At 70.7% G+C, this 423-nt stretch carries 1 protein-coding gene; it reads right to left on the bottom strand.

The features are described from left to right. Positions 1 to 326: non-specific lipid-transfer protein (locus FWJ25_RS20935; RefSeq protein ID WP_188093690.1), on the bottom strand; the 326-nt coding region annotated here is incomplete at its 3' end. Positions 327 to 423 lie beyond the last annotated feature (97 nt).

Below are 423 nucleotides of genomic sequence, written 5' to 3'. Positions count from 1 at the left end.
CTGATGGTGTAGGGGATGCTGACGCCGCACTTGGAGGGGATGCTGGCGGCGTTGCCGGCGTTGAGGCCGCTGACGCCGGCGGCGGCGTTCTTGAGGCAGTTGCAGGCGGCGCGGCGGTCGGCGGTGGTGCGGGCGGCGTTGTTGAGGCTCTTGACGCCGCTGCAGCAGCCAGCGGAGGGCCCCGAGCCCTGGCCGCGCGCGTAGGAGATGCAGGGCGCGATGGCCGACGCCACCTGCCCGCAGCTGATGGCCGCCTCCGAGGTCGCCGCCGCCGCCAGCAGCACCAAGGCCACCACGGCCGCCGTCGCCACTGCCAACTTCTGCATGCGGGCCATGTTCCTTGAGGAGGGAGGTGCCTGCCGCTCTGCTAGCTCGCTCGTCGTCGGGCTGTTTGGAAATGCGGAGGTCACAGGTCAGTAGATG

It is taken from the genome of Marinobacter salinexigens (assembly GCF_008370345.1).
GTDB lineage: Bacteria > Pseudomonadota > Gammaproteobacteria > Pseudomonadales > Oleiphilaceae > Marinobacter > Marinobacter salinexigens.
Note: the sequence above shows the minus strand (reverse complement) of the source record. Positions and strands in the feature narration are given on the sequence as shown.